The 7,995-nt window shown below is 56.0% G+C and carries 8 protein-coding genes; 1 reads left to right on the plus strand and 7 read right to left on the minus strand.

Annotated elements, in window-relative coordinates; translation table 11 throughout:
- Positions 1 to 397 precede the first annotated feature (397 nt).
- The 7 genes from asnB to K8R57_08955 all read right to left on the minus strand — a co-directional run bounded on the left by asnB (position 398) and on the right by K8R57_08955 (position 7,313).
- Complete coding sequence (asnB, locus tag K8R57_08925) at positions 398 to 2,251, minus strand: asparagine synthase (glutamine-hydrolyzing) (GenBank protein ID MCE9588422.1); 1,854 nt, start codon at positions 2,249 to 2,251, stop codon at positions 398 to 400.
- Between the two features lie 45 nt (positions 2,252 to 2,296).
- Entirely contained in the window at positions 2,297 to 3,334 is a 1,038-nt protein-coding gene (locus K8R57_08930; protein MCE9588423.1) for a glycosyltransferase family 4 protein, read from the minus strand.
- 352 nt (positions 3,335 to 3,686) lie between these two features.
- A complete protein-coding gene (locus K8R57_08935) occupies positions 3,687 to 4,490 on the minus strand; it encodes a hypothetical protein (protein MCE9588424.1) in 804 nt (267 codons plus the stop codon).
- 12 nt (positions 4,491 to 4,502) lie between these two features.
- A complete protein-coding gene (locus K8R57_08940; GenBank protein MCE9588425.1) occupies positions 4,503 to 4,733 on the minus strand; it encodes a hypothetical protein in 231 nt (76 codons plus the stop codon).
- Positions 4,734 to 5,189: 456 nt separating this feature from the next.
- Positions 5,190 to 6,455 (minus strand): glycosyltransferase family 4 protein, encoded by a 1,266-nt coding sequence (locus tag K8R57_08945; GenBank protein MCE9588426.1) that lies wholly within the window; start codon positions 6,453 to 6,455, stop codon positions 5,190 to 5,192.
- A gap of 242 nt (positions 6,456 to 6,697) precedes the next feature.
- A complete protein-coding gene (locus K8R57_08950) occupies positions 6,698 to 7,030 on the minus strand; it encodes a DUF86 domain-containing protein (protein MCE9588427.1) in 333 nt (110 codons plus the stop codon).
- The gene (locus K8R57_08955; protein MCE9588428.1) at positions 7,020 to 7,313 is read right to left on the minus strand and encodes a nucleotidyltransferase domain-containing protein; all 294 of its coding nucleotides are present in this window, start codon (positions 7,311 to 7,313) and stop codon (positions 7,020 to 7,022) included. The genes K8R57_08950 and K8R57_08955 overlap by 11 nt, the downstream gene beginning before the upstream one ends.
- 460 nt (positions 7,314 to 7,773) lie before the next feature.
- Between K8R57_08955 and K8R57_08960 the strand changes: the two genes are divergently transcribed.
- Positions 7,774 to 7,995: helix-turn-helix domain-containing protein (locus K8R57_08960; GenBank protein ID MCE9588429.1), on the plus strand; the 222-nt coding region annotated here is incomplete at its 3' end.

Consider the following 7,995-nt stretch of genomic DNA (forward strand, 5'->3'; position numbering starts at 1 on the left):
CGAGCCCTTCCCCTGGCTTCGTTTCAGGTTTGACGGCACTTGCCTCCCGGCAAGCCGTGCCGCCCTTTAGGGCTGTTCGCTGCTCTCACAGTCTACCGCGCCTGTTCCCACAGGCTTGGTTCAGGTTTGACGCCACTTCCTCCCGGAAGCCGTGGCGCCCTTTCAGGGCTACCTACGGTAGTCTACCGCGCATCTTCCCAGATGCTTGGTTCAGGTTTCCAGTTTCATCCCTCCTCCCCCCAATTACCCATCACCGATCCCCGATCCCCTCCCGCCTTGCGGGATCCCCCCACCTTCCCACTTTTTACCTTTGCACTTTTTACTGATTCAGCCTCCCCTCCCCCCCAATTACCGATCCCCGATCCCCTCCGCCTTCAGCCTTCAGCCGTTTTCGCCTTCAGCCTTCAGCCTTCAGCCTTTCCCCATCTGCCCTTTCGATACACTCTTGGGCTACAGCTACCGCCCACTTTCGGTACCAGGTCATCAAGGAAACCGGAGACTCGCTCTCAACTGCAGCGAGTCGATCACCTAACTTCTCCTCGACCCACTGCTGGAATGGGAACGAAAATCCCCGCTTCGGACGGTTCAGGATCCACTCGGGAATTTCGGGGACCGCATCGGTCAACAGCTGCTTGCGATCCGCCAAGCGCGTCGAAGCCGGGATCTTGAAGACGGCACTCAGGAAACGTTCATCGACAAACGGGACGCGAAGCTCCAATCCGTGCGCCATCGAGAAGACATCGCTGTCACGCAGGAGCTGATTGCGCATGTATCGCGTCAACTCGAGGAAGGAAACCATGTCGCGATCCTCGGAAAACAGTGAGGAAATCCTCCAGTTCACAGGTTTCGGCACACTGCCGCTAAGATGTTCGGCCAGGCAGCTTGCCTCCTCCTCGGTGAAGATTCCCCGCTTGGCGTGGTAGGCCTCCAACCACGAGCCGTCACCGGAGAGGAAATCTGCCAGACGTCTTTTCGGAGATCCGACGGGAAAGTTTTGAAGTAGCAGGGAGAGAGCGACGCGCAGGACGCGGGGGAGCCTGTGGAGGGAATGGAGTGCGGGAACCATGCGGAAGGATGGATAACCTCCGAAGACTTCATCGGCTCCCAGGCCTGAGAGCACCACCTTCATTCCTTCCTGGCGGGCCAGCTTGCTGACACACCAGGTATTGAAGCCGTCTATGCTGGGCTGATCGATCGCGGCGAGATAGGGAGCGATCTCAGCGCTCGCCTCATCCGCAGTGATCTTCCACTCCGTGTGATTCGCCCGGAAATGATGCGCGGTTCGCATGGCCGCCCCGGACTCATCGTATGCTGGATCAGAAAAGCCGATCGAGAACGTCCTGATATCGGCATCAGGTCCAAGCTGTTTTCGAACCAGAGCCAGAAGCACTGTCGAATCGATGCCCCCGCTCAGGAAGATTCCTACCGGAACATCGCTCACAAGGTGGCGCGCCACGCTCTCTTCCAGAGCGTCACGGACCTTCACGGGATAGATCGATGCCGCCGCATGAGACTCATTGGTTCGCTTTGGATTCACGGCGGAGGTGACCATTTGTTGGTCAAGGACCTCCGGGAGCATACGCCTGGGAAACACCTCCTCCCCGGGACGCCAGTCGATGAAGTGACCGGCCTGGAGAAGTCTCACCGGCTTGACGAGGGTTCCGGGCTCGGGGACGCTCCCCCAGAGGAAGAAGTCACGCAGGGTTTCGGGATCCAAGGCGTCACCAGCACGACGCAGCACACGATACTCCGAGGCGAAACTCAGCACCCCGTCATCCATTCGATAGAAGAGCGGCTTGATACCCAGGGGATCCCTGGCCAGTAACGCCGTGCCCGTCTCCTCGTCCCAATAGGCGAATGCATACATCCCCGCCAGCTTCGGGAGCGCCTCGGCACCCTCCCTCGCGATCAGACGGAGAAGCACCTCCGTATCCGAGTCATGGTGAAAGGTCTCCCCCTGAGCCTCCATCTCCGCGCGGAGCTCCCTGTAATTGTAGATCTCCCCGTTGAAGACGATAACCTTGCGCCGGGATCCACCAACGTCCTCGGCAGGCGATGCGGACACAACATCCATCGCGTCCCGTTGGATACACCCCTCCTTGAGAACCATCGGCTGCGCCCCCACCTCATCACTTCCGATAATCGAGAGACGGGTATGAACTAAGGTCACTTCGGCAGATTTCCATACTCCGTTACCATCGGGTCCCCGATGCGCAAGTAGTTGGATTGCATTGTCTTCTATAGAGGACAAACCACTCCCATATTGCCCTGCAATTCCACACATATGCCGGTATGGTCAGCGACTCAGCTGTTCCGCGACCCGTGCATTTGAATGCACCGGTTGAAGCCCTGCGTAAACATCAGCATACCTCAAGGCCACCGCTTTGGGTTGGTATTGGGCCACATTCCGGAACCCCTCCTCGATGAGCCTGCTTCTTAGATCAGGATCCCTCAGGAGCTTGAGGACGGATTGATGAAGATCTGCCTGGTTGAGAGGATCCACCAGCAGGGCCCCGGGACCTGCGGCCTCTGCCATCGCCCCGAAATTGCTTGTGATCACGGGTCGGCCCAATGCCTGAGCCTCGATAATGGGAAGACCGAAGCCTTCATAGCGGGATGCAAATACCATAACGTCCGACCTCTTATACGCATCAAGGACTTCATGATCTAGAAGAATCCCCAGACTCCTGTAATTGATCGCATTGAGCCGGAGTACCTCGTGCTGCCTCTCGCTCATCATTCCAATGATCTCGAGTCTGCAGGGGATGCCGCGCAGGGCGGCCGCCACGCCCTCGAGATTCTTGTTCCAGCCCGTCCCTACCTGCAGGATCACCGGCTCCCTTTCCGGAAAAGGCTTCGGCGCCGGCGCGAATTCCCCCCGGACACAGTTGGGAACCACCCGGATCTTATCGACAACATCCGGGAAGTGACTTCCCAACTCCTTCTTCATGGCTTCCGAGATGGTCGTGATCGCCTCAGCCCTCTGCATGGGATAGGTGAACCAGATTCTTCTGAAAACCTCGCGCGAAGCCCCCTTAAGCATATTCAGCAGCGCGCAATCATGGATCGTGAGGACTAGACCACGCGATGGAAGAGCCATTGCCAGATAATGCACATCACCCGTGATATGATTGATCGTTCCCGCCTGCGCCCGCGCCGCCATCATATTGGCAACTCTGGGTGCAAAGCCGCGACTCAGATGGGGGCAAGTCGCCACACGTGCATTCCAAGGATCGGGGAGATGCCTGCGCACCTCCGCAAAGAGCCTCTCGATCGAGACATGGCTCGGCCCTGCATGACGATGATGATGGACGAGATCGACGGAGGAAGGCATGGGGGGGGATAAATAATTAAGGATTCAGGAGTCGGGATTTTGGAACCAGAGCGGCGCTACGAGTGCGTAAGTCCGTGAATGAGAGCCGACGTTTTATCTGAAAGAAATGGACATGATTCACCAAATTCACAGGAGCCAATTGGTTATCCATAATCACATAACAGAAAAACATCACCGACTCAGCCCTGAGGGAAGAGGGAACCATGGGGCAAAGAGCAACGAACTGACGATCCACCAGAGAACTTCCTTGATCTTAGAGGCCCCGCGACTGAAGTCAGAGTTATCGTATCGGTCGAGTCTCATCGGAAGTGGGTTAGAAAATTGATGAACTTATCAGTGACTCGGAATCCCTTCAGCTGATCATTGTGGGCCAGCAACCACGCAGGGAAGGGTGATGAATTTGCAGGGCAGGATTGGTACGGATCCATCCGGGCCTGCCCTGATCATCCACAAAGGCTACCCCGATCGGCATATCGGGATTTTCATCCGCCAGCAGGATTATTTCCTCCCGGGCCTTGTCCGAGACTGCGATCCACTCCTCCTTCAAGGCGACAGGGTCAAGATGTCGTGCCTTGATTTTATCGAGTTCGAGTGGGTCAATCCGTGCAAACCTGATCATCATCTTAAGGAGGGAGAGCGGATTAAATCCCGGATCCTTGCCACATGCGGCCCAGACGATGGCCTCCAGCGGAAAATGGCGGGTCAGCTCCACCATATCCACATAATCACGCGTCTCCATCCGAGCCGAGAGGGCAAGAGCCTTATTCGTCGCCATGTCGAAAAGGTGCAGCCTCCATCCAAGCACATCATCGGGAACGATGGGAAAAAAACGGAATGCCGAGTCATGAGCCCAATCCAGCTCCACCTTCTCATCCCCTCGGGAAACATAGGCCTTGCGAAAGGAGACAGGTTTTGACCACTCGGCTTCACGTTCCACCTTGCGAATACCAAACCCCGCAGACTCTAGCGATCTTAGATCCTGTTCACTGGCATTGACCAGATCCTCCACGGCCTCGTGGAAGAAATCGAAATCCCGTGAGAAACGAGCCGAATCTTCAGGGGCATTCAGCACAAGACCGCCAGCGACATGACTGCTCTCGGATCTGTTGCCTACTAGGACACCCATCACCTCTTTCTGAAATTCCGTCAGAGGCATGCTTGTGAACCTTTAGAGGCTACGCTGCAACTCCCCGGCAGCCGACCACGCCTTCTTATCCCCATACTCGCGAAGATGCTCGATAACTAACTTCACATCATCGGTGAAGTGCACAGTTGCCTCAGGATGCCAGAACCAGAAACACTCAGAAAACTGCTGAACAAGTTCTGCGGCGCGAGCCGCCAATTCAGGAGAAGCCGGCACACGCACGGGAAATGCTGTTTCTGATCCCCTGCTACTCATGGACATAACTTATGGTAGCGCGCCCGAATTGACAACACTGGGCATCAAGGCCGGAAGGGATAGATCCGTCATGACGGATCCCATACCTCTTCCTCTTCATTCCTGATCCCTACCTTACACTTTCCAACCTTCCCACTTTTTACTAATTCATCCTTCCCTCCCCTCGCTTGTTCTTCATTTCCGGCCCTGATCCCTGATTTGACGCCACTTGCCGCCCGGCAAGCAGTGCCGCCCTCCGGGCTACGATTGCATCGTAGTCTTCCGCGCCCGATCCCTCGGGCTTGGTTCATCATTCATAATTTTCCCCCCTCCCTCTCCCCCAATTACCCATTACCGATCCCCTATCCCCTCCCGCCTCGCGGGATCCCCACCTTCCCACCTTCCCACTTTTTACTGATTCAGCCTCCCCTTCCCCTATCACCCATTCCCTATCACCCATTCCCTATCACCCATTACCTATCCCCGATCCCCTCCCGCCTTGCGGGATCCCCCTACCTCCCTGACTGCCTTGACGACTCCCTTGGTAGCCACTTCATACGAGAAGCCGTTGACCTTCTCCCTTGCAGCGAGCCCCATTCTCTTCAGGCGAGCGGGATCACTCAGCGCCTCATGAAGGCACTTCTCGAGATCACTGGCATCACCGGCCCGGAAGCCCCACCCTGTCACCCCAGCCTCGATCAGATCCGGTCCGCACCCCACATGGGAACTGACAATGGCGGGACGAGCGAGATTCATCGCCTCATTCACGGCAAGCCCCCAAGTCTCCGACCGACCTAATGATGGAAGCACCAGGATATCACCAGCCGCATAGACCTTGGGCATGGCCAACTGATTCTGGAAGGGAGCGAAGAAGACATCCCTCCCGACACGATCCCCGGCCATCCTACGGAGAACATTCTCCAGATGACCCGATCCGACAAAGAGAAGCACTGAAGTCGAGCAGTTCTCATCACCCGTCGCTCGCCCCTCGCCCCTCGACTCTCGACTTCCCTCGGTCAGAATCTTCAAAAAAGCCTCCAGCAGATCCTGCGGGCGTTTCTTGTTTTCCAGCTTACCGGCAAAAAGGATGACGGTCGTGTCCTCCGGGATTCCCAGTTCCTGTTTCCATTGCCCAGCCTCCATCTCGGCCTCCGTGGCAGCATTCCGGAATCGGTCATTATCCACGCAGTGAGGAATGATCCGGATCCTCTCCATGGGCACACCACTGGCGCGGAAATAATCAACTGATGCAGAACCCACGGCCAGCACACGGTCGAACCGGCGAAAGATCAGACTTCGCAGGAAACGGGAGAGTCGCGGCTTCCATCCTGTGGAAGGACATAGCTCATGCGAGTCACCACGGAAGAGAATCGGAATCCTGCGCAGACGCGGGGAGAAGATCAACCGGAGGTGACTCTTATAGTTATAGCCGATCAGTAGGATCGCATCCGGATTCCAGTCAAGAAGGGCATCATTGAGCCCCGGATTATCGAGCCCATTGAAGTGATGCGTCCCAGGATCCTTCGCCACATTCGGCACGAAGGTACTCTCATACCCCTCCATCAGCGGCACATCCCACTTGAAGGAAGTACCGAAAGTCGGATCCCGCTTCTCCGTCACCCCGAAGTCCCAGAGATAAAACACCTTGATCCTCAGATCAGACTGCGCCGCCAGATCCCGGAACCAGGGCGAGTAATACTGGATCGGGTGCGAAACCACGATGGCCAAGCGACGAGGAGACATGAGGGTAAAATGAGTGAGTCGAGCGACGACTGTCGAGAGTCGAGGGCTAGAAACTAAAGCGAGAGAGCCCATTAGTCAAAAGTCGCCTTGCAGGATCCCCCACTTCCCACTTTTTACCTTTGCACTTTTTACTGATTCAGCCTTCTTTCCCCCCGATTACCCATTACCTATCCCCGATCCCCTCCCGCTTCGCGGGATCCCCGATCCCCTCCCGCCTCGCGGGATCCCCCACCTTCCCACTTTCAGCTTTTCAGACGGCTGCATGTCTCCTGAAGCAGCGGTGCATAAACCTCGGCGGCTTCCCACAAGACAGTTAGATCCACTGCAAAATAGGAATGGGCCAGAACATCCCTGAATCCGGCAAACTGCCGCCAGGGAATTCCGGGCTCCTGAAGGGTGACTTCTTCCGGAAGATGCTTCACTGCCTCGCCTATGATTTCAAACTGCCGGATAACGGCATCTTGCGTTTTGTAATCTTCTTCAAAACGGGCGAGATCATACCCGGCTATATAATCAGCAACCCTATGGCATGCCTCAAGGATGTCATCTAATCTTAACTGAAAGTCACGAGACATCGACAAGATCCTTCTGAATGGCATTGAGGAACGATTTCTTGCAGGCACTAAGCGACAGAAGATCGACCTTGGCATTCAACGCATCCTCCAATCGGCACTTCAGACCCATGAAGGATCCGAAACCGGGCTTCGACTCAAAATCGACGAGGAAATCCCAATCACTCTCAGATGACCCGTCTTTTCTGGCACGCGATCCGAAGACCCAAGCCCGCTTCACATGAAACTGAGGCCAGAAAGCCTTCACTGCCTCAAGCCGGGGATCAACTTCGGAAAGATGACTCATATGAATCTTTTAAAGACGAATACCGGATTATGCAATAACTGCCCACATGCGCCCAGATTAATGTTGCTCGCTCCTAGTTCGAAGTTACTGGCTGCCGAACAAACAAAAAACCAAGAACCTGCAACAAACAACGTTGCCCCCCATCTCCCATCTCCCATCTACCCCCTATTACCCATTACCGATCCCCGATCCCCTCCCGCCTCGCGGGATCCCCCACCTTCCCACTTTTTACCTTTGCACTTTTTACTGATTCAGCCTTCTTTCCCCCCCTATCACCCATTCCCTATCCCCGATCCCCTCCCGCTTCGCGGGATCCCCGATCCCCTCCCGCCTCGCGGGATCCTTTCGCCTTTGGTACAGGTTCAAGACATGGGTAACGCTTTAGGTTCAGGACATAGGTAACACCAGGGGGCTCTTACTGGCAGGGTAAGAGGCTATGCCGTGGCAACACCTAGACCTAATGAGCCAGAGAACAGAGTTTGCGCTTCGAGCGCTACAAACAGACAACTTTCGAGCCCTGTGCCGAGAGTATGGGATCAGCCCAAGAGTGGGCTATAAGTGGAAGAACCGCCTTCTCGAGGAGGGGATGGGCCGGATGGAAGAACACAGCCGTCGCCCCAAGAGCACTCCCCACGCCCTGAGCGAAGAGGAGGTCTGCCGGATCGTAGCGTTGAGGGTCCGA

This window comes from Verrucomicrobiota bacterium (genome assembly GCA_021413925.1).
Lineage (GTDB): Bacteria > Verrucomicrobiota > Verrucomicrobiia > Chthoniobacterales > UBA6821 > UBA6821.